This window comes from Ferrimonas sediminicola (genome assembly GCF_005116715.1).
Taxonomy (GTDB): Bacteria; Pseudomonadota; Gammaproteobacteria; order Enterobacterales; family Shewanellaceae; genus Ferrimonas; species Ferrimonas sediminicola.
Genome location: NZ_SWCI01000001.1, coordinates 621,914 through 643,018, shown reverse-complemented (window position 1 = coordinate 643,018; position 21,105 = coordinate 621,914). Strand labels below are relative to the sequence as shown.

Below are 21,105 nucleotides of genomic sequence, written 5' to 3'. Positions count from 1 at the left end.
TACTCAATCCCCCCACCGAGTAGAAATTCAGTTCAGTAGAATGGAACCACTCAAAAAGAGGGGATGAAAACATGACTTGGTTCCTGCTAGCTGTTGGCCTGCTCATAGGCGGCTACTTTATCTACGGCACATTCGTCGAAAAGGTGTTCGGCATCAAGCCCGAACGCACCACTCCTGCCCACACCCTGACCGATGGCGTGGACTATGTTCCCATGTCCAAGCGTAAGGTCTATCTGGTTCAACTGCTGAACATCGCCGGTGTCGGCCCCATCTTCGGCCCGATTCTCGGCGCCATGTACGGCCCTGCGGCCATGGTGTGGATCGTGATCGGCTGTATCTTCGCCGGTGCGGTACACGACTATTTCTCCGGCATGCTCTCCGTGCGGAACGGCGGTGCCTCCGTACCCAACCTGGCCGGTCGCTACCTGGGCAACAACGCCAAACACTTTATGAACATCTTCGCCCTGGTGCTGCTGGTACTGGTCGGGGTGGTGTTCGTTTCTGCTCCTGCGGGCCTGCTGGTGAAGCTGAGCGGCTGGGACAAGACCCTGCTGTTGACCATCATCTTCGGTTACTACCTGATCGCCACCCTGGTACCCGTTGACAAGATCATCGGCCGCCTCTACCCCTTCTTCGGCGCCCTGCTGCTGTTCATGTCCGTGGGCCTGACCATCGCCATCATGGTGTCCGCCGACTACTCCATGCTGCCTGGTGTTACCGCCGGCGACCTGCTGACCAACCTGAACCCTGCGGACAAGCCCCTGTGGCCCGCCCTGTTCATCACCATCGCCTGTGGCGCCATCTCCGGCTTCCACGCCACTCAGTCTCCCCTGATGGCCCGCTGCATGGAGAACGAGAAGAACGGTCGCTTTGTCTTCTACGGCGCCATGATTGGTGAAGGTATCATCGCCCTGATCTGGTGTGCCCTGGCCCTCTCCTTCTTCCACGGTGTTGAAGGCCTGCAGGCTGCCCTGGCTAACGGTGGTCCCTCCAACGTGGTATTCGAAGCCTCTACCGGTCTGCTGGGTGCGTTGGGTGGCGTGCTGGCTATCCTGGGTGTGGTGGTTCTGCCCATCACCTCTGGTGACACCGCGTTCCGCTCTGCCCGTCTGATTCTGGCTGAGTTCATCAAGCTGCCTCAAAAACAGCTGCCTAAGCGTCTGATGATTGCCGTGCCCCTGTTCGCCATCGGTGCCATCCTGACTCAGGTAGACTTCGGGGTCATCTGGCGCTACTTCGGCTTCGCCAACCAGTCTACCGCCGTCATCATGCTGTGGACCGCGGCGGCCTACCTGGCCCGAGCCAACCGCCTGCACTGGATCTGCACCGTACCGGCCACCTTTATGACTACCGTGGTAATCACCTTCATCCTGAACAACCCCACCCTGGGCTTCGGTCTCTCAATGACCGTCTCCACCGCCGCAGGTGTGGTACTGGCCCTGGTGATTGCTGGCCTGGTGGTAGGCATCATTGGCAAGAAGCCGCTGCCTGCCGACATCGAGTCTCTGGAATCTGCCTGAGACACACGCCGATTCTAAGTTCAAGGGCCCCGAGGGGCCCTTTTTTGTGGGCTTGCATCACCGCCCATCTGACAGTATGGTGAGCGCCCCGGACACGAGGAGCAGCACAATGAAACCCATGGCCTATCATCCCCCAACCGATCCCTTCCTGGTCACCCTGCACCAGGACCGGGATATCCTGGTGGTGGACAAGCCCAGTGGCCTGCTGTCGGTTCCGGGGCGGGATCCAGCCCACCATGACTCCAGCTATGCCCGGGTGCTGAGCCTGCATCCCGAAGCCCAGGTGGTCCACCGGCTGGATATGGACACCTCCGGAGTGATGGTGTTTGCCCTGAACAAGGAGGCCGAACGGGAGCTCAAGCGCCAGTTCCGGGAGCGGGAGACCGCCAAGACCTACCACGCCAGGGTGTGGGGCCAAGTCCTTCCCGCCGAGGGCGAGGTGGACCTGCCGCTGATCTGCGACTGGCCCAACCGTCCCAAACAGATGGTGTGTCACCAGCAGGGCAAGCCCTCCCGCACCCTCTACCGGGTGGTGGAGCAGGGGCCGGAGAGTGCCCTAGTGGAACTGACGCCCATCACCGGCCGCTCCCACCAGCTAAGGGTGCATATGCTGGCCCTGGGCCATCCCATCTGTGGTGACCGCTTCTACGCCGAGGGGGAAGCCCTGGCCGCCGCCAGCCGCCTGCAGCTGCATGCCAGCCGCCTGGCCTTCAGCCACCCCTACAGCAAGGCGCCGATGACCTTCGAGGCACCGCTGCCCTTCCGTTGAGCTAGCCACGAAAAAGGGCCCCGAGGGACCCCTGACTCTGAGCGGTTGCGCGTTACAGCCGGCTTGGGCAGGACTCCTGCCACACCCCGCACTGCACCTGGCCGATGTGGCTCATTCCCAGCATGAACATCGCCAGGCGAGACTGGCCAATGCCGCCGCCGATGGTCTGTGGCAACTCGCCGGCCAGCAACGCCTTGTGCCAGGGTTGCTCCAGCTCCTGGGCCTTGCCCGCCAGCTGCATCTGCCGGGCCAGCGTCTCGGCATCCACCCGGATCCCCATGGAGGAGAGCTCAAAGGCGTCCTCCAGCACCGGGTTCCACACCAGGATATCGCCGTTGAGCCCCTTACCCAGCTCGGACTCACTGCTCCAGTCATCATAGTCGGGAGCTCGGCAGTCATGGGCCTGACCGTCACCCAGCTCGGCACCGATGCCGATCAGGAACACCGCCCCCTTCTCCCGGCAGATTCTGCTCTCCCGCTCCTTGGCACTCAACTCGGGATAGGCCTGGCGCAGCGACTCCGCATGAACGAAGCTGATGGACTCCGGCAGGATGGCGGGCAAACCAAACCGGACGGCCACCGCGGCTTCGGTATCCCGCAGCGCCTGATAGATCGCCTCGACCCGGGCGGTAAGCCCCTCCAGGGTTCGTTCCCCCCCTCCCAGCACCTGCTCCCAGTCCCACTGATCCACAAAGACCGAATGCTTGGGGCCCAGGGCATCCTCATCCGGACGCAGTGCCTTCATCTGGGCGACGACCCCCTCGCCGGCATCGAAACCATAGCGCCCCAGGGTGGCCCGCTTCCACTTGGCCAGGGAGTGCACCACCTCGAAACCGCGCTCCGGCAGCGCCTTCACCTTGACCTGTACCGCCTTCTCCTGACCGGACAACCCATCCTGAAGACCACTGCCCACTTCAGACAACAGCGGGGCCTGAATTTCCAGCAGATTGAGGCGACGACACAGCTGTTGGCCAAAGGTCTCTTTAACGAAAGCGATCTGCTGCTGGGTCTCGATGTAGCTGTGTTTCATGGTTCAATCCTCAATCATTGGCTTGTCTGGAAGAGGATTTTTCAATACATCGCCACCAAGATTCAATATTCATCAACAAATAAACCGACAACAACTTTGATTGCTCAATAAAAAGGAAATATATTGAGAATTCGCTAATCAGGAGGCAAAAAAGTGCACGACGACTATCGAATCGATAATCTGGACAGATCGATCCTCACCGCTCTGCAGGCAGATGCCCGCACCCCCTATGCCGAGTTGGCCAAGCGCAACGGGGTCAGTCCCGGCACCATCCATGTTCGGGTGGAGAAGATGAAGCAGGCCGGTATCATCACCTCGGCCCAGGTGGTGGTCGACCCCAAGAAGCTGGGATATCAGGTGTGCTGCTTTATCGGCATCAACCTGAAGGCGGCGGGCGACTACCCGGCGGTGCTGGAGAAGTTGCAGGCCCTGCCCCAGGTGGTGGAGGCCTACTATACGACCGGTCACTACAGCATCTTCACCAAGATCCTGACCCACAATATCGATGCCCTCCATGCGCTGCTGGTTCATGAGATCCAGAGTATTGAGCAGATTCAGTCGACGGAGACCCTGCTGTCGCTGCAGCAGCCCATCCATCGGCAGATCGCCCCCTAGCTCCGACGCCGACACGCTCCCTCCCCGGGCGAACCGCCATAAAAAAGGGAGCCCTCAGGCTCCCAATGGGGGGTTACTCGGGTAACAGGCTGTCGTGCAGGCGCCGCACCACGCTCTCCCCCTCCTCCTCACCGACCAGGAAACAGAGGTTGTGGGCGCTGGCCCCCTGACAGATCATCCGGACATTGCTGCCGGCCATCGCCTCCAGCACCTTGAGGCCGATGCCGGCGGTGTGGGCGATGTGATTACCGATCACTGCCACAAGCGCCAGATCCTGCTCCACCTCGACCCGGCACAGGGGCGACAGCTCCTCCAGCAGCGCCTCGGAGATCAGCGCCCGGCCGCTGGAGTCGGACCCTGTCTGGTCCAAAGTCAGCGCCACGGACACCTCCGAGGTGGTGATCAAGTCCACCGAGATGCGGTGGCGTGCCAGGATGGCAAACAGCTCTGCCAGGAACCCCTGGGCATGGAGCATGTTCAGGCTGTGACAGGTCAGCAGGGTCTGGTGGCGTCTCAGGCTCAGGGCCCGAAACACCGGCTTGCTGTCACAGCGGTTACGGATCCAGGTTCCCCCCTTCTCCGGTTCCCGGGTGGAACCAACGAACACCGAGGTGCCGCTGCGCACCGCCGGCAGTATGGTGGCCGGGTGCAGCACCTTGGAACCAAAGGTGGCCATCTCCGCCGCCTCGTTGAAACTGAGCTCCTGGATCGGCCTGGCGCGGGATACCACCCGGGGATCACAGCTGTAGATGCCATCCACATCGGTCCAGATCGCCAGGTTGTCGGCCCCCAGGCCCTCGGCCAACAGTGCCGCACTGAAATCGGAGCCGCCCCGGCCCAGGGTGGTCACCCGGCCCCGGTTGTCGCTGCCGATGAACCCCTGGGTCACCACCACCTGGTGGGCGACCAGGGGGGCCAGTTGCTCCCTGGCCAGACGGCCTATGGCGCCGATCTCCGGGGTGGCCCGGCCAAAATGATCATCGGTGCGCACCACCAGGCAGGCATCGAAGTTGACCGCCGCCATCTTTCGCTGAAGCAGCACCTGGGTCATCAGCAGCGAAGAGCAGCGCTCCCCCATGGAGAGCAACCGGTCCATGGACTCCACCTCGCCCGGGTGCTGCGACAGGAACTGGGAGAGCCTGTCCATCTCCGCCAGGTAGCCGTCCAGTTCGGCGGCGATGGCGGAGGGGTTGTCCAGCCGGTCCAGCATGGCGTACTCGATGGCCGCCACTTCTCGCAGCAGCAGCTGCCGACGGGTCTCATCCAGGGTGCCGGACGCCAGCTCAACGAGGCGGTTGGTGACACCGGCGGCGGCGCTGACCACCACCAGGCGCACGGAGGGATCCGACACTATGATGTCGGCACAATGGTTCAGCGCCGGCAGATCGGCCACTGAGGTGCCGCCGAACTTGGCGACGCTAAGGGTAGACAAACGTTCATTCATGACTTCGAACCTGTATCACTGTTCGAAGAGTCTGGCTCGACAACACGCAGGGGACAGCGCAAGCGACCAGAAGCTCTCCACCACATCTCTCGGTGACAGTCATGGGGATTCAGCCCCATCGACCGAGGGAAGGGCGATCGGCCGCCGGCCCCCTCTCGGCACTGCTCCCCCTGATTCCGGGTCGATGAGGACCGATCCTCTCGCCGAAACTGCCTGGGCAGTGCACCTCTTCTGGCCCTGGGTTCAGCTTCCAGACAGGGTATCTGGTTAAAACTGAGCCCGTAGGGTTGCAGACACTAAACCTTAATGCAGATTTAATGTCAAACGATTGAGTAAGTAATGTACCGCGCACGCCCCTCTCACGAGGGCGGGGTCACGGTTTCAATCGGCTCTCCCTGCGGCTGAGGAGCCCGACTCGGGGCACCGCACTGTAATTCGTCTATCATTACAAACACCTTAAGGCGTTAGAGCTAACAGACCGACACAAATAACCACCCGTGAGTTTCACAAAGTGTGACACAAACGGCAGAAATTGGATTCTGTTAACATTTGTGGATAACAATTGAGCCCAAATACGGTATTTTGAACGCTTCAAATGAACAGAACGACTCCAAACTCGTCCTGCTCCCCCCAATGCTAGCGCATCGGGCTTTTACACGCCGAAAAGGAATTTGCATAGGCATTCTTGCTCCGGATGAAGTCCGAACGGTCCGGGGCGGTTAGTTTAATATGGCGAGAGCTTTAGGTAGCTGAATCATGCAAAATCCACATATCCTGATTGTCGAGGACGAAGCCGTCACTCGAAACACACTGAAGAGTATTTTTGAAGCCGAGGGATACCTGGTATCCGAGGCCGTCGATGGCGACGAGATGCACGACGTGCTCAAGACGCACAAGGTCAACCTGGTGATCATGGACATCAACCTGCCAGGCAAGAATGGCCTGCTGCTGGCTCGCGAACTGCGTGAGAACAACAACATCGCCCTGATGTTCCTCACCGGTCGTGATAACGAGGTCGACAAGATCCTCGGCCTGGAGATCGGTGCCGATGATTACATCACCAAGCCGTTCAACCCCCGTGAGCTGACCATCCGTGCCCGCAACCTGCTGAACCGCATCGTCAGCTCCAGCAAGCAGCCGGAAGAGAAGCCCCAGGTCGAACACTACCTGTTCAACGGCTGGTCCCTGGAGATCAACAGTCGCTCCCTGGTCAGCCCCAGCGGCGAGCCCTTCAAGCTGCCTCGCAGCGAGTTCCGTGCCATGCTGCACTTCGTGGAGAACCCGGGTAAGATCCTCTCCCGGGCGGATCTGCTGATGAAGATGACCGGCCGTGAGCTCAAGCCCCATGACCGTACCGTGGACGTGACCATCCGTCGCATCCGCAAACATTTCGAAAGCCATCCGGAAACCCCGGAGATCATCGCCACCATCCACGGCGAAGGGTACCGCTTCTGCGGCCAGCTGGAAAACCAGTAAAACCCGGGTCATAAAAAAAGCCGCTGAACAGCGGCTTTTTTTGTGTCTGTCTCAGCTGCGTTGGCTGAGATACTGCTTCAGGCTGGCGACATCCTCTTCCAGGTGTCGTTCAATCTGCTGATACCACTGCTGGTGCCCCTCCTGCCACTGGGGCAGATCACCACACTGCAGTTGCTGAGACAGCTCCTGGATGCGTTTCAGTCCCACGGAACCGGCGGCGCCCTTCAACTTGTGGGCCTCACTGCATAACAGAGGCTTATCCTTGCTCTGCATGGCCGCAGCCATGGTTTGCAGATACTCGGGCGCCATCTGTTCAAACACCACCACACTCTTAAGCAGGGTGGCGGCCCCAATGGCGGCGCAATAGGCATCCAGGGTCTGCAGATCCAGCGAAGCGCTGTTTGCCTCCGTCATGCTTACACTCCATCTTACTCGTCACATCCCAAGAGAGACAGATTATCACAGAGGGACAATTTCACCATTGTAAATTATTGGTTTTTCACCCATGAAACTGCATGAACAGTGATACCACCCTTGGCAGTTTTATCCCGATCCTAGTCGCTTTGATGCGAGTTGTTACCCTTGCCCTGTCAGGGTTGCTGTGTTGTTGCAGCCCTGGTGCCCATTCCGAAGAGATTCCCCTGCCGGCGGTGGATCAAAGGCTCACCCTGAACCAGGTGACCTCGGATCCCAACCGGCAGACCGACCTGACCCAGACCAGCTTCGACCCTCAACATCCCCACGACTACCGGTACTACAACCCGAGGCTGCTCCATCTCCAGGGGGAGGCGGACCTCGCCGGTGAGGATTTTCTGACCCAGGACTACCTGTTCAGCCAGGAGGATCTGGCCCTGCACTCCTACGAGTTCAAGCACCAGATTTGCCGAAGCGGTCCGTGAACTCGACGACGGCAGCGCCGTCGGCTGGGGCTGGGAGAGGATGACCATCTCCACTTCAGCAACGGCTGGTACCAGGTACTGTGGGGCAGCTTCGCCGACCGCAGCGGGGCCGCCAGGACACCGGCTGAACTGCCAAAACCCTCACAAAACCCATGGTTGAGGAGCATCGGCTCACTGAGGTAAATTGCCTGCCCAGCTCCCGCGGCTCCCCCTGCCGGCGCCCGCCTTCGCCAGGTGCCGCTGGCCGAAAAAGCCGCTTGGGACAATCGAGTGGTGCGCCAAAGTTTTTCGCTGAGAACATCGCTCCACATGTTACAATCCCGCCCTTAAGCAGTTTGAGGGTTAGAGAATTGACGGAGTCTGTGTCCATGGCGACAACAATGCCCGATGTAGCGAGCAGTGCCAAAGCCCAGGTGGGTGGCACCCTGGACTGGGTGGGCATGAGCAACATCGAACTTCCACTGACGGTGAAGGCCGACGACGGCCAGACCCGCCCGGTGTCCGCAAAGGTGGAGGCCTTTGTAAACCTGCCGAATCCCCAGGCCAAGGGGATCCATATGTCGCGCCTCTACCTGGCTCTGGACCAGCTGTCCCTCAACGGCGAACTGACCCTGGCCAGCCTCAAGTCCCTGCTGGATGGCTTTATCTCCAGCCATGAGGCACTGTCCGACCAGGCCAAGGTTAAGATCAGCTTCGACTACCACCTGCGCCGCGGCTCGCTGCTGTCCGACAACAGCGGCTGGCGCGCCTATCCGGTGACCCTGGTGGGCAGCCTCAACCAGGGCAAACTGACCCTGGAGATGAGCGTGGAGGTGGCCTACTCCTCCACCTGCCCCTGCTCCGCCGCCCTGGCCCGGCAGCTGATCCAGGAAGCGTTCAACAACCAGTTTGCCGACCGCCAGACGATGACCGCCGAAGAGGTGCACCAGTGGCTGGGTACCACCCAGGGGGTGGTCGCCACTCCCCACAGCCAGCGCAGCCTGGCCCAGGTGTGGGTCAAGATGGATGACACCCTGGAGCAGCTGCCTCTGGTGAACCTGGTGGACCGCATCGAGGGGGCCCTGGCCACCCCGGTGCAGGCGGCGGTGAAGCGGGAAGATGAGCAAGAGTTTGCCCGCCTCAACGGGCAGAACCTGATGTTCGTCGAGGACGCCGCCCGTCGGCTGAAGACCGCGCTCAACGAGGAGAGCCGCTTCCACGACTTCTGGCTGCGGGTGAACCACCTGGAAAGTCTGCATGCCCATGACGCGGTGTCGGTCACCTGCAAGGGTGTGGAGAACGGCTACCAGCCGTAAAGCTGCCCGATCCCCGAAAGAAAAGGCCGCAACTGCGGCCTTTCTTGATCGTCGTGTCCCAGGCCAGCGGCCCCTAAAGGGCGCTACCCTGCCCCCCATCCCGCTTCAGGCGGTCGAGGATGCCATTGAGGGCCAGCCACTTGTCTGAGCACCAATCCGGTGCAATCAGCTCCGGCGGCCGGGCATAGGCACTGATCCGGTGAAACACCACCGATGGCGGGGTACGACGGATCATCTCGGCGGCGGTATCCATGTAGATGTCCGCGTCCATCAGCGGCAGGCGTCCCGCCTGATACTGTTTGGCCATGGTGCTATTTTGCACCACGTGCAACGGATGCAGCTTCAGTCCGTCCACGCCCAGTTCCAGTACCCGATCCAGGGTTTCGAAGGCGTGGTCTGGCCCTTCACCGGGCAATCCCATGATCAGGTGGGTGCACACCTGGATCCCCAGGGCACGGGCACGGGTCAGCGCATCCCGGTAGGCCCCGAAACCGTGGCCGCGGTTGATCCGTTTCAGGGTGTCATCGTGGGCAGACTGCAGCCCCAGCTCCAGCCACAACTCCATCCCCTGTGCCCGGTAGCCGGCCATCAGATCCAGTACCGAGTCCGGCACACAGTCGGGCCGGGTTCCCACACACAGCCCAACGATGTCGGACACCGCCAGCGCCTCCTCGTAGCGCCGCTTCAGCACCCGGTACTCATCATAGGTAGAGGTGTAGGCCTGAAAATAGGCCATGTAGCGCTTGCTGTCGCCGCGACGGGCCTTCCCCTCCGCCAGCTGCAGCGCCACGCTCTTGCCCTGGCCCGCTTCGGCGCTGAAGGAGGTGACGTTGCAGAAAGTGCAGCCCCCTCGCCCCAGGCTGCCGTCCCGGTTAGGGCAGGTGAAACTGGCGTCGATGGTCAGCTTGTGGATCTTCTGACCGTAGCGCGCCTTCATATGGTTACCCAGGGTATGAACGTACTGATCCAGCCCCATGACAGCTCCAGAAGTCGAAAACGCGCCATTGTACCTAAAGCGCAGAGGCCAACCGCAGGATCCGGATCACAGCTTTGCACAATATCCCGAATGATTATTCATCGACAACCCAAGCCCCCCGCCAGGAGAGGGGTGTGATCCAACTCCACCCCTGCGCCGGTTAACAGGATCGGGATCGGATAGAGAAAGGGGTTTCTGCGCCGGTTCACAGTTTTCTGACAGCCCAAACAGAATCTTTGCCCGGCAAACTCCGAATATGGCGATGATATAGGTTGTCAATGTTTCCATTCTCGTCCAACTTACCAGAATGGTGCATCGATTGACCTTTGTACCCAGCCTAGGTACTTTGAATCGTTCACCTGCATAAATATGTTGTTAAAAGTAGTCAGTTTTGCACGACGCGGAGGAGAGGGAATGTCGTTGTACCAGCCTGATTTTGAGCGTGAAAATTGTGGTTTCGGGCTCATAGCCCACATGGATGGCGAGCCCAGTCACCGTATTGTCCGTACCGCAATCCAGGCTCTGGATCGCCTGAAACACCGCGGCGCCGTCGGCGCCGACGGCAAGACCGGCGACGGCTGCGGGCTGCTGATGAAGAAGCCGGACGGCTTCTTCCGCCACCTGGCCCAGGAGCAGGGGTGGCGCCTGTCCAACAAGTATGCCGTGGGCATGCTGATGATGAGCAAGGACCCGGTCCGGGCCCAGCACGCCCGTAGCCTGATCGAACAGGAGTTGGGCCGTGAGACCCTGTCGGTCCTCGGCTGGCGTGAAGTGCCGGTCAATGAATCGGTGCTGGGCAGCATTGCCGCCTCCTGCGTCCCCGCCTTTGCCCAGATCTTCATCAACGCCCCGGCCGGCTGGCGTGCCCGGGATCTGGAGCGGCGCCTCTATATGGCCCGGCGCCGCATCGAGAAGCAGTTGCAGGATGACGCCGACTTCTATATCGCCAGCCTCTCCGGCCAGGTGGTGGTCTACAAGGGGCTGATGTTGCCGGCGGATCTGCCCAACGTCTTCCCCGACCTGGCGGATCTGCGGATGGAAAGTGCCATCTGCCTGTTTCACCAGCGCTTCTCTACCAACACCCAGCCCAGGTGGCCCCTGGCCCAGCCGTTCCGCTACCTGGCCCACAACGGCGAGATCAACACCATCGCCGGCAACCGTCAGTGGGCCCGGGCCCGAGCCTACAAGTTCAACTCGCCACTGTTGCCGGATCTGCACGACGCCGCCCCCTTCGTCAACGAAACTGGCTCCGACTCCTCCAGCCTGGACAACATGCTGGAACTGCTGCTGGCCGGCGGCATGGACATCAAGCGGGCGATGCGTCTGCTGATTCCGCCCGCCTGGCAATCCAATCCGGAAATGGACGAAGAGCTCAAGGCGTTCTACGACTTCAACTCCATGCACATGGAGCCCTGGGATGGCCCGGCCGGCGTGGTTCTGACCAATGGCCGCCACGCCGCCTGCGCCGTGGATCGCAACGGCCTGCGCCCCTCCCGCTATGTGATCACCAAGGATCGCATCCTCACCCTGGCCTCCGAGGTGGGGATCTGGGATTACCAGCCCGATGAGGTGGTGGAGAAGGGCCGAGTCGGTCCCGGTGAACTGCTGGTGCTGGACACCTTCACCGGCAGCCTGATGCGCTCGTTCGAGATCGACGAGGATCTGAAGCAGCGCCACCCCTACGCCGAGTGGATGCGGGTCAACTCCAAGCGGCTGATCCCGCCCCAGCAGCTGGATGCCAGCGCCCTGGGCTGCGGCGACCTCTCCAGCGCCCAGTTGGCCCAGTACCAGAAGGCGTTCAACCTGTCGCGAGAGGAACTGCTGGAGATCCTCTGGCCGCTGGCTTCCGGTGCCCAGGAGGCGATCGGATCCATGGGCGACGACACCCCCATCGCCGTGCTCTCCGAGCAGGTGCGCCACATCTGCGACTACTTCCGTCAGCAGTTTGCCCAGGTGACCAACCCGGCCATCGACCCACTGCGGGAGAAGCATGTGATGAGCCTGGCCACCTGCATCGGCAAGGAGCAGAACCTGTTCAACGAGACCACCGGCCATGCCAACCGGGTGATCTTCGACTCGCCGGTGCTGCTCTACTCCGACTTTGCTCAGTTGATGGCCCTGGACAATGACCACTACCGCTCGGTCTCCCTGGATCTCAACTACGATGAGAGCGAGGGGCTGAAGCAGGCGCTCTGCCGCCTGTGTACCGAGGCGGAGACCGCCGCCCGCGAAGGCGCCACCATGGTGGTGCTGTCCGATCGCAAACTGGCCAAGGACAAGCTGGTGGTGCCTGCCGCCATGGCCGTCGGCGCGGTCCAAAAGCGCCTGGTGGATACCAACCTGCGCTGCGATACCAACATCCTGGTGGAGACCGGCTCCGCCCGCGATCCCCACCATTTCGCCGTGCTTCTGGGTTTCGGTGCCACCGCCATCTACCCCTACCTGGCCTATGAGTCCATCGACGCCCTGGCCCGCCAGCAGGGTGAGGAAGCGGAGCTGCGCGACCTTCTGCTGGGCTACCGAGCCGGCATCGACAAGGGGTTGCAGAAGATCCTCTCCAAGATGGGGATCAGCACCATCGCCAGCTACCGCTGCAGTCGCCTGTTCGAGGCCGTCGGCCTCGGCAGCGAGGTGATCGACCTCTGCTTCCACGGCGTCACCGCCCGAATCCAGGGTGCCGACTTCGACGATCTGGAGCAGGATCAGAAGCGGCTGCACCAGGCCGCCTTCAAGGCACGCCAGCCCCTGGGCCACGGCGGCTTGCTCAAGTTTGTCCACGGCGGTGAATACCACTGCTTCAACCCCGACGTAGTCCAGGCGCTGCAGAAAGCGGTGGCCAGCGGCAACCAGAAGGATTACGACCACTACTGTCAGCTGGTGGACAACCGTCCCGTCGCCACCCTGAGGGATCTGCTGACGCTGAGCCCGCCCGAGCAGGGGCTGGCGCTGGAGCAGGTGGAGGGTGCCGACAAGCTGTTCTGGCGTTTCGACACGGCCGCCATGAGTATCGGCGCCCTGTCGCCAGAGGCGCACGAAGCCCTGGCCATCGCTATGAACCGCCTCGGCGGCCACTCCAACTCCGGAGAGGGCGGCGAGGATCCCCGCCGCTTCAACGGCCCGGGCAACAGCCGCATCAAGCAGGTGGCCTCAGGCCGTTTCGGTGTCACCGCCGCCTACCTGATGAGCGCCGACGTCATCCAGATCAAGGTCGCCCAGGGAGCAAAGCCCGGCGAGGGTGGCCAGCTGCCCGGCAACAAGGTGAGCACCGAGATCGCCACCCTGCGCTACTCGCGCCCCGGCGTGACCCTGATCTCCCCGCCGCCGCACCACGACATCTACTCCATCGAGGATCTGGCTCAGCTTATCTTCGATCTCAAGCAGGTGAATCCCAAGGCGCGCGTCTCGGTGAAGCTGGTGTCCGAACCCGGCATCGGCACCATCGCCTGTGGCGTGGCCAAGGCCAACGCCGACATGATCACCGTCTCCGGCTACGACGGCGGCACCGGCGCCAGCCCGATCACCTCCATCCACTACGCCGGCTCCCCCTGGGAGCTGGGCCTGGCCGAGGTGCAGCAGGCGCTGGTGGCCAACGGCCTGCGCCACAAGGTGCGCCTGCAGGTGGACGGCGGCCTCAAGACCGGCCTGGATGTGGTCAAGGCCGCCCTGCTGGGGGCCGAAAGCTTCGGCTTCGGTACCGCGCCGATGATTGCCTTGGGGTGCAAATACCTGCGTATCTGCCACCTGAACAACTGCGCCACCGGCGTGGCCACCCAGCGGGAGGATCTGCGCGGCAACCACTACAACGGTACCCCGGAGAAGGTAGAGAACTTCTTCCGCTTCGTCGCCGAGGATCTGCGCCGTTACATGGCCCAACTGGGGGTGACCGAGTTCAACCAGCTCATCGGTCGCACCGATCTGATGACCCAGCTGCCCGGCGACACCCCTCGCCAGTCGAAGCTGGATCTCTCCCCGGTGCTGGCCAGTCAGCCCGCAGGCAGCGATACCGAACTGTTCTGCACCGAGCGCAACCACCCGGATGACAAGGGCCTGAAGAACCAGCAGTTGCTGGAGCTGGCCAAGCAGGCGGTAGACGCCCGTCAGAGCGCCGGCTGGCAGCTGACCCTGCAGAACACCGATCGCAGTGTCGGCGCCTCCCTCTCCGGCTACATTGCCGCCAAGTGGGGCAACCAGGGGCTGCGGGAGTCGCCGCTGGACATCCGCTTCAACGGCTCCGCCGGCCAGAGTTTCGGCGTGTGGAACGTCGAGGGGATGCACCTGACCCTGGCCGGTGACGCCAACGATTACGTGGGCAAGGGGATGACCGGCGGGCGGCTGGTGATCACCCCGCCGCCCGGGGTGGCCTACCGCAGCCACCAGTCCGCCATCATCGGCAACACCTGTCTCTACGGCGCCACCGGAGGCAAGCTGTTTGCCGCCGGCACCGCCGGAGAGCGCTTCGGGGTGCGCAACTCCGGCGCGGTGGCGGTTATCGAGGGCTGTGGCGACAACGGCTGTGAATATATGACCGGCGGCGTAGTGATGGTGCTGGGCCGCACCGGGGTGAACTTCGGTGCCGGCATGACCGGTGGTTTTGCCTACGTCTTCGACCAGAAAAACTATCTGGATCGCCGTCTCAACAAGGAGCTGGTCGAGGCGCTGCCTGTGGTGGAGCCGATGGTGCAGCTGCACCTCAAACGCCTACTGGAGGAGCACCTGGAGACCACCGGTTCCGAGCGTGCCGCCGAGATACTCGAAGACTTCACCAACTGGCTGCCCAGGTTCCGTATCGTCAAACCCAGGGCGAGTCAGTTGGGCGAGTTGATGGCGCTGGAGCAGAGCCAGCAGTTGCAGGTCAAGGCAAGTTAAGGAGTGAAGATGAGCAACGTATTTCAGTTTCTTGAGGTGGATCGCCACGACCCCGAGAAGGCTCCGCTCACGACCCGCAAGCAGGAGTTTGTCGAGATCTACCACCCCTTCGAACAGGAGCGGGTCACCGAGCAGTCGGATCGCTGCCTGGATTGCGGCAACCCCTACTGTGAGTGGAAGTGCCCGGTACACAACTACATCCCCGACTGGCTGAAACTGGCCAGGCAGGGGCGCATCCTGGAAGCGGCAGAGCTGTCCCACCAGACCAACACCCTGCCGGAGATGTGCGGCCGGGTCTGCCCGCAGGATCGCCTGTGCGAGGGCGCCTGTACCCTCAACGACGAGTTCGGCGCCGTCACCATCGGTAACGTGGAGAAGTACATCACCGACACCGCCATCGCCATGGGCTGGAAACCGGACCTGTCCGAGGTGGAGGCCCGCCCGGAAAGGGTGGCGGTGGTGGGCGCCGGTCCCGCCGGCCTCGCCTGTGCCGACGTGCTGACCCGCAACGGTGTCAAGGCGGTGGTCTACGACCGCCAGCCGGAAATCGGCGGCCTGCTCACCTTCGGCATCCCCAGTTTCAAGCTGGAGAAGGAGGTGGTTCGCCGCCGCCGCACCCTGCTGGAGGGGATGGGGATCGAGTTCCGTCTCGGTGTCGAGATCGGCCGGGATCTGGCCTTCCAGGATCTGCTGGACCAATACGACGCCGTCTATCTGGGGATGGGGACCTACACGGCGATGGAGGCCGGCTTGGCCGGTGAGGATGCCGACGGCGTCTACCAGGCGCTGCCCTACCTGATCGCCAACACCAGTGCGGTGGAGAACTACCCCTGTGAGCACCCCTTTGTGGACCTGGCCGGCAAGCGGGTGGTGGTGCTCGGTGGCGGTGACACCGCCATGGACTGTGTGCGCACCGCCGTGCGCCAGGGGGCCGCCCAGGTCAGTTGCGCCTATCGCCGGGACGAAGCCAACATGCCCGGTTCCCGCCGGGAGGTAACCAACGCCCGCGAGGAGGGGGTGACCTTCCTGTTCAACCGCATGCCCCTGGCCATCGACACCGATGCCGAAGGCAGGGTGACCGGCGTGCGCTGCTGCCGCACCGAGCTGGGTGATCCCGATGAGCAGGGCCGCCGCCGCCCCCAGCCGGTGGAGGGCTCGGAGCATGTTCTGGAGGCGGACGCGGTGCTGATCGCCTTCGGCTTCCAGCCCAGTCCGGCGCCCTGGTTCGGCGAGTTCGGCATCCTCACCGACGACTGGGGCCGGGTCAGCGCCCCCAGCCAGGGCAAGTATGCCTTCCAGACCAGTCACCCCAAGGTGTTCGCCGGCGGCGACATGGTGCGCGGCTCCGACCTGGTGGTGACCGCCATCGACGAGGGCCGCCACGGCGCCACCGGAATCCTGGATATGCTGGACGACCTGGGATAATCCTGGGATCCCTACTGCGAGGGGCGGCCATGGCCGCCCCTTTTGTTTGGCCGTCCGGCCCTCCAAAAGGGGCTAATTTCCGGTGCGCTTATGCTACACTGCCCGCCACACTTTTCCCCGGATACAGATAAGCCCAAGATGAAGATCGGAATTATCGGCGCCATGGAGCAGGAAGTTGCCCTGCTGCGCAGCCACATCGACGACCTGACCGTCACCACCATCGCCAATATCGAGTTCTACTCCGGTACCCTCAATGGGACCGAGGTGGTAGTGACCCGCTCCGGCATCGGCAAGGTCACCGCCGCCATCGCCACCACCCTGCTGGTGGAGCGTTTCGCCCCCGATGCGGTGATCAACACCGGCTCCGCCGGCGGCTTCGCCCACAATCTGGCCATCGGTGACGTGGTGATCTCCAGCGAGGTGCGCTACCACGATGTGGACGTCACCGCCTTTGGCTACGAGATGGGTCAACTGCCCAGCCAGCCCGCCGCCTTCCTCCCCGCTCAGGATCTGGTGGACGCCGCCAAGGCCGCCATCGCCGAGGTGGGTGAGGTGAAGGCGATCCAGGGCCTGATCTGCACCGGCGACAGCTTCATCGCCGATCCCGAGCGCACCAAGGTGATGCTCTCCCACTTCCCGGCCATGGCCGCCTGTGAGATGGAGGCCGCCTCCATCGCCCAGACCTGTCAGCAGTTCGACCTGCCCTTCGTGGTAATTCGGGCCATCTCCGATAACGCCAACGACGATTCCGCGGTGGATTTCGACAGTTTTATCGTCAAGGCCGGTGAGCACTCCGCCAAGGTGGTGATCGCCATGCTGGATAAGCTCAACCGCTGATGCAGACGCTGCTGGGCCCCCTCTACCCCTGGCTGGCCCCCCCGCTGATACTGGGGATCGCCGTGCTGGTCAACCAGCAGCTGCCGGATCGCTGGCTGCTGAGCCACCGGTTGGCCACGCTGGCGGATGCCATCGCCGACAAGGTGATCCACCCCTACCGGGATGGTGCCCAGCAGCGGCTGGCGGGTATCCTCTCCCTGATGATCATCCTGGTGCCCGCCGTCGGCCTGTCGTGGGCCCTGGTGAGCCTGGCGGCCTATCCCGAGCCGTTCCATATCCTGCTAATCGCCCTGTGCCTGCCCGGGCGCACCCAGCAGCTGGAGCATCGCGCCCTGGTCCACCAGCTTCAGGCCGGCCACAAGGGTCGGGCCAGGCAGACCCTGGCCCCCTTTACCCTGAGGCGTACCGACAACCTCAGCGAAGTGGGCCTGGTCAAGGCGGGCATCGAGAGCCGCCTGGTTCATGAAGCCGGCACCACCTTCAGCTGGCTGCTGTTCTACCCCCTGCTGGGACTGGTTCCGGCCTTGGCCGTCTGGCTGATACTGCAGCTGGCCCGGCAGTGGACACCGCTGAAAGGGCGCACCCGCTTCTTCGGCCAGGGGATCGCCAGGATCAGTCACTGGCTGCAGTTGCCGGTCAATGCCCTGTTGGCCCTGACCCTGAGCCTCTATGGCCGTCCCCTGGCGGGCTGGCGGGAGCTCCAGGAACTCAAGGAGCCCCAGCCTGGCGGTGTCCACTGGCCCCAGATCGCCATGGCCCATCATCTCGGTGCCCAACTGGGGGGCCCCTGGATGTTGGAGGAGCGGCGCCTGCCGCGTCCGAGACTGGGGCCGGATCGCCCTCCGGGGGCGCACCATCTGCTGCGGGCCGACAAGCTGCTGCAGTTGGCTCGATGGCTGTGGCTCACCCTGTTGCTCCTGGGCGGCGGCGCGCTGGCCATGGCCCTCAGTGGTCCTCTCTAATCTCCATCTAGGGAACTGAACCGTGACCCATTTCGTCTACTATGCCGACCTGTTTGGCACCGCCGTGTTCGCCGTCTCCGGAGCCCTGGCCGCCGGTCGGCTGAGGATGGATCCCTTCGGGGTCTCCGTGCTGGCGGCGGTCACCGCCATCGGGGGTGGCACCGTCCGCGACACCATCCTCGGCGCCACCCCGGTATTCTGGATCCATGACACCAACTACATCTGGGTGGTGCTGGTCACCGCCCTGCTGGTGATGACCCTGGTGCGCTGTCCCAGGCGCCTGTCCGGCATGTGGTTTCAGCTGGCCGACGCCTTCGGGCTGGCCTTGTTCACCGTCATCGGTGCCCAGAAGGCGCTGAGTTTTGGCGCCTCTCCGCTGATCGCGGTGATGATGGGGGTGATGACTGGCGTGGTGGGTGGAATGATCCGCGATCTGCTCTGCCGAGAGGTACCACTGGTGCTGCGCAAGGAGATCTACGCCACCGCTTCCATCGCAGGCGGAATTTTGTATACACTCTCCATTCAAATGGGTATGGCGCAGATCCCGGCGATGGTGATCGCCATGGCCGGCGCCCTGGTGATCCGGGTCTCCGCCATCTACTGGCACCTGTCTCTGCCCGCCTTCGAACTTAACGAACCGTCCAAGGAGGAGTAGTGCCAGCGTTGGTCTTCGGAATTGTTCTAGTCCTGCTGTTGCCGCTGACGGCCCAGGCCGCCGGCGCCGACATCGTTCCCGATGAACCGCAGAGTGATGAGGCCGCCGAGCCCCAGGTGCCGGAAGCGATCCGACTGGCCCGGGAGTACATCCAGGCCCTGACCGAACGCAACTACAACACCCTCAATCGCTTCTACAGCAGGGAGACCGAGTTCGAGGACAAGACCGCAGGTAAGAAGGTCAACGGCGCCACCGACATCCTCACCTTCCTCAGGCGCATCCATGTCTACACCCTTGCCTACAGTTTCGAGCCGGACCACATCTTCCACTCCGGCTCCCTGGTGGTGCTGATCGGCACCTACCGTTACCGCAGTCGGGGCGACCTGTTTGGCAAACCGGGACAGACCATCGAGCTGACCATCCCCGGGGTCACCACCCTGGAGCTGGATATGGAGGAGAAGCGGATCAAGAAGCACCTGGATTTGCTGGATTACGACGCCATGAGGGACCAGCTGGCCAGCCAGTGATCAGCGCCGGGCCAGCCACTGCCCCAGAGAGACCCCCAGCAGCTGGGCCATCAGGGCGGAGGGCTGGGACCAGATCCAGCTGGCCAGATACCAATGACTGCCCACCAGCAGCGGCAGTGCCAGATAGGCGGCCGCCGCAGACCCCACCAGCATCCACGCGCCCGCCTCCAGGGTGACCAGGCGATAGCTGAACCAGGCCAGCAGCAGCCACATGGGCGCGTAGGCCAGCAGGGCATCAGCGATCACCGACACGGCATAGCAGTGGGGCACGGGCAACAGCGCCCCGAGCTCCTGGGTCAGCGCCAACATCGGCAGGGAGAGCGCCACCGCGCTCAGACCGACCAGGGCCCCCATCATCGCCGTTTGCCAGTTACTCTGCCACACACTGCCTCCCCAGTTGCCGCCCTAGCCCGATCATACCCGAGTCGGGTGAAAGTGGCTCATCCGCCGAACGGACACAAAAAAGCCGCCCGGGCGGGCGGCTCAGTGTCGGCGAAGCCTTACGCCAGGGTAACCCGGGCAAACTTGCGCTTGCCCACCTGGTAGACGGCGGTGCCGGTTTCGGGCACCAGCTTGGTGTCCTCGACCTTTTCACCGTCGATCTTCACCGCACCCTGGCGAATCATCCGCATGGCGTCACTGGTGGATCCCACCAGGTTGGCGTCTTTAAGCAGGTTGGCGATGCCCACACCGGCCTGCAGACTCACCTCAGGCATCTCATCGGGGATGGCGTTTTTCTGGAAACGCTGGATGAAATCCTGGTGGGCCGCTTCCGCCGCCGCCTCATCGTGGAAGCGGGCGATGATCTCCTTGGCCAGGGCAATCTTGATGTCACGGGGGTTGGCGCCGGCCGCCATTTCGCTCTTGAGCCCCGCGATCTCCTCCAGGGGACGGAAGGAGAGCAGTTCGTAGTAGTTCCACATCAGATCATCGGAGATGGACATGATCTTGCCGAACATCTCGTTGGCGGGTTCGGAGACGCCGATGTAGTTATTGGCGGACTTGGACATCTTCTTGACCCCATCCAGTCCCACCAGCAGAGGCATGGTGATCACCGTCTGCGGGCGCTGCCCCTCCTCCTTCTGCAGCTCACGGCCCATCAGCAGGTTGAACTTCTGATCGGTACCGCCCAGCTCCACGTCGGCCTCCAGGGCCACGGAATCCCAGCCCTGCAGCAGCGGATACATGAACTCATGGATGGCGATGGACTGGCCGCTGGCATAGCGCTTCTTGAAATCGTCACGCTCCAGCATCCGGGCCACGGTCTGCTTGGAGGCCAGTTTCAGCATGCCGGCGGCGCCCATATCCCCCAACCATCTTGAGTTAAACTCGATGCGGGTCTTGGCCGGATCCAGGATCTTGAACACCTGCTCCTTGTAGGTCTCGGCGTTGGCCAGCACCTGGTCCTCGGTGAGCGGCGGGCGGGTGCTGTTCTTGCCGGAGGGATCGCCGACCATGCCGGTGAAGTCCCCAATCAGGAAGATCACCTCGTGACCCAGCTCCTGGAACTGACGCAGCTTGTTGAGGATCACCGTGTGACCCAGGTGGATATCCGGAGCCGTGGGATCCGCGCCCAGTTTCACCTTCAGGGGCTTACCCTGCTTCAGCTTCTCAACCAGTTCCTCTTCTACAAGGATCTCTTCGGTACCACGGCGAATCTCTGCCAGTGCCCGTTCCAACTCACTCATCAAGGCCACTCCGACGGTGTTTCAACTTTCAACAAAGAGGTCAATGTTACTGGTTAGGCAGAATAAAGGAAAGGGTGTAGACTAGGCGGTTCCGGCCAAATCCCCATTGTTTTTGGGGAAT

18 protein-coding genes and 1 riboswitch are annotated in these 21,105 nt (G+C 62.6%); of the genes, 12 read left to right on the top strand and 6 right to left on the bottom strand.

Annotated features, from left to right (window positions below; all coding sequences use genetic code 11):
* Positions 1-71 precede the first annotated feature (71 nt).
* Positions 72-1,520: a carbon starvation CstA family protein gene (locus tag FCL40_RS02965; protein WP_136851180.1), complete on the top strand. Its 1,449-nt coding sequence runs from the start codon at positions 72-74 to the stop codon at positions 1,518-1,520.
* A 109-nt stretch (positions 1,521-1,629) separates the two neighbouring features.
* A complete protein-coding gene (gene rluA, locus FCL40_RS02960) occupies positions 1,630-2,289 on the top strand; it encodes a bifunctional tRNA pseudouridine(32) synthase/23S rRNA pseudouridine(746) synthase RluA (RefSeq protein ID WP_136851178.1) in 660 nt (219 codons plus the stop codon).
* Positions 2,290-2,341: 52 nt separating this feature from the next.
* Here the strand turns inward: rluA and asnA are convergent, their stop codons facing one another.
* A complete protein-coding gene (asnA, locus tag FCL40_RS02955; protein ID WP_136851176.1) occupies positions 2,342-3,319 on the bottom strand; it encodes an aspartate--ammonia ligase in 978 nt (325 codons plus the stop codon).
* 153 nt (positions 3,320-3,472) lie between these two features.
* Here asnA and asnC point away from each other — a divergent pair, with 153 nt between their 5' ends.
* A complete protein-coding gene (asnC, locus tag FCL40_RS02950; RefSeq protein WP_136851174.1) occupies positions 3,473-3,934 on the top strand; it encodes a transcriptional regulator AsnC in 462 nt (153 codons plus the stop codon).
* Between the two features lie 73 nt (positions 3,935-4,007).
* Here asnC and lysC read toward each other — a convergent pair whose 3' ends face one another.
* Positions 4,008-5,378, bottom strand: a complete 1,371-nt coding sequence (gene lysC, locus FCL40_RS02945; protein WP_136851172.1) for a lysine-sensitive aspartokinase 3 — start codon at positions 5,376-5,378, stop codon at positions 4,008-4,010.
* Positions 5,379-5,440: 62 nt separating this feature from the next.
* Positions 5,441-5,617, bottom strand: a riboswitch (Lysine riboswitch).
* 517 nt (positions 5,618-6,134) lie between these two features.
* On the opposite strand from lysC, the gene arcA reads away from it, so the two are divergent.
* On the top strand, positions 6,135-6,854 hold the full coding sequence (gene arcA, locus FCL40_RS02940) for a two-component system response regulator ArcA (protein ID WP_136851170.1): 720 nt from the start codon (positions 6,135-6,137) through the stop codon (positions 6,852-6,854).
* Positions 6,855-6,905: 51 nt separating this feature from the next.
* On the opposite strand, the gene FCL40_RS02935 is transcribed toward arcA, so the two are convergent.
* Positions 6,906-7,268, bottom strand: coding sequence for an Hpt domain-containing protein (locus FCL40_RS02935; protein WP_136851168.1), 363 nt, complete (start codon positions 7,266-7,268; stop codon positions 6,906-6,908).
* A gap of 236 nt (positions 7,269-7,504) precedes the next feature.
* Here FCL40_RS02935 and FCL40_RS02930 point away from each other — a divergent pair, with 236 nt between their 5' ends.
* The gene (locus FCL40_RS02930; RefSeq protein WP_169306981.1) at positions 7,505-7,753 is read left to right on the top strand and encodes a hypothetical protein; all 249 of its coding nucleotides are present in this window, start codon (positions 7,505-7,507) and stop codon (positions 7,751-7,753) included.
* Between the two features lie 368 nt (positions 7,754-8,121).
* Positions 8,122-9,048, top strand: a complete 927-nt coding sequence (gene folE2, locus FCL40_RS02925; RefSeq protein WP_136851164.1) for a GTP cyclohydrolase FolE2 — start codon at positions 8,122-8,124, stop codon at positions 9,046-9,048.
* Between the two features lie 73 nt (positions 9,049-9,121).
* Here the strand turns inward: folE2 and FCL40_RS02920 are convergent, their stop codons facing one another.
* The gene (locus FCL40_RS02920; protein WP_136851162.1) at positions 9,122-10,024 is read right to left on the bottom strand and encodes a TIGR01212 family radical SAM protein; all 903 of its coding nucleotides are present in this window, start codon (positions 10,022-10,024) and stop codon (positions 9,122-9,124) included.
* Positions 10,025-10,438: 414 nt separating this feature from the next.
* On the opposite strand from FCL40_RS02920, the gene gltB reads away from it, so the two are divergent.
* The 6 genes from gltB (at position 10,439) to FCL40_RS02890 (ending at position 19,296) form a co-directional block, all read left to right on the top strand.
* Positions 10,439-14,890 carry a glutamate synthase large subunit gene (gene gltB, locus FCL40_RS02915; RefSeq protein ID WP_136851160.1) on the top strand — a complete coding sequence of 1,484 codons (4,452 nt, stop codon included), beginning with the start codon at positions 10,439-10,441 and terminating at the stop codon, positions 14,888-14,890.
* 9 nt (positions 14,891-14,899) lie between these two features.
* Positions 14,900-16,315, top strand: coding sequence for an FAD-dependent oxidoreductase (locus FCL40_RS02910; protein WP_136851158.1), 1,416 nt, complete (start codon positions 14,900-14,902; stop codon positions 16,313-16,315).
* Between the two features lie 138 nt (positions 16,316-16,453).
* Entirely contained in the window at positions 16,454-17,152 is a 699-nt protein-coding gene (gene mtnN, locus FCL40_RS02905; RefSeq protein WP_136851156.1) for a 5'-methylthioadenosine/S-adenosylhomocysteine nucleosidase, read from the top strand.
* On the top strand, positions 17,152-18,114 hold the full coding sequence (locus FCL40_RS02900; RefSeq protein ID WP_136851154.1) for a cobalamin biosynthesis protein CobD/CbiB: 963 nt from the start codon (positions 17,152-17,154) through the stop codon (positions 18,112-18,114). Before mtnN ends, FCL40_RS02900 begins: the two co-directional genes overlap by 1 nt.
* Before the next feature lie 22 nt (positions 18,115-18,136).
* Positions 18,137-18,769: a trimeric intracellular cation channel family protein gene (locus FCL40_RS02895; protein WP_136851152.1), complete on the top strand. Its 633-nt coding sequence runs from the start codon at positions 18,137-18,139 to the stop codon at positions 18,767-18,769.
* Positions 18,769-19,296: a nuclear transport factor 2 family protein gene (locus FCL40_RS02890; RefSeq protein WP_229360256.1), complete on the top strand. Its 528-nt coding sequence runs from the start codon at positions 18,769-18,771 to the stop codon at positions 19,294-19,296. The genes FCL40_RS02895 and FCL40_RS02890 overlap by 1 nt, the downstream gene beginning before the upstream one ends.
* On the opposite strand, the gene FCL40_RS02885 is transcribed toward FCL40_RS02890, so the two are convergent.
* Both FCL40_RS02885 and tyrS read right to left on the bottom strand, forming a co-directional pair.
* Entirely contained in the window at positions 19,297-19,680 is a 384-nt protein-coding gene (locus FCL40_RS02885) for a hypothetical protein (protein ID WP_136851150.1), read from the bottom strand.
* 116 nt (positions 19,681-19,796) lie between these two features.
* On the bottom strand, positions 19,797-20,984 hold the full coding sequence (gene tyrS, locus FCL40_RS02880) for a tyrosine--tRNA ligase (protein ID WP_136851148.1): 1,188 nt from the start codon (positions 20,982-20,984) through the stop codon (positions 19,797-19,799).
* Positions 20,985-21,105 lie beyond the last annotated feature (121 nt).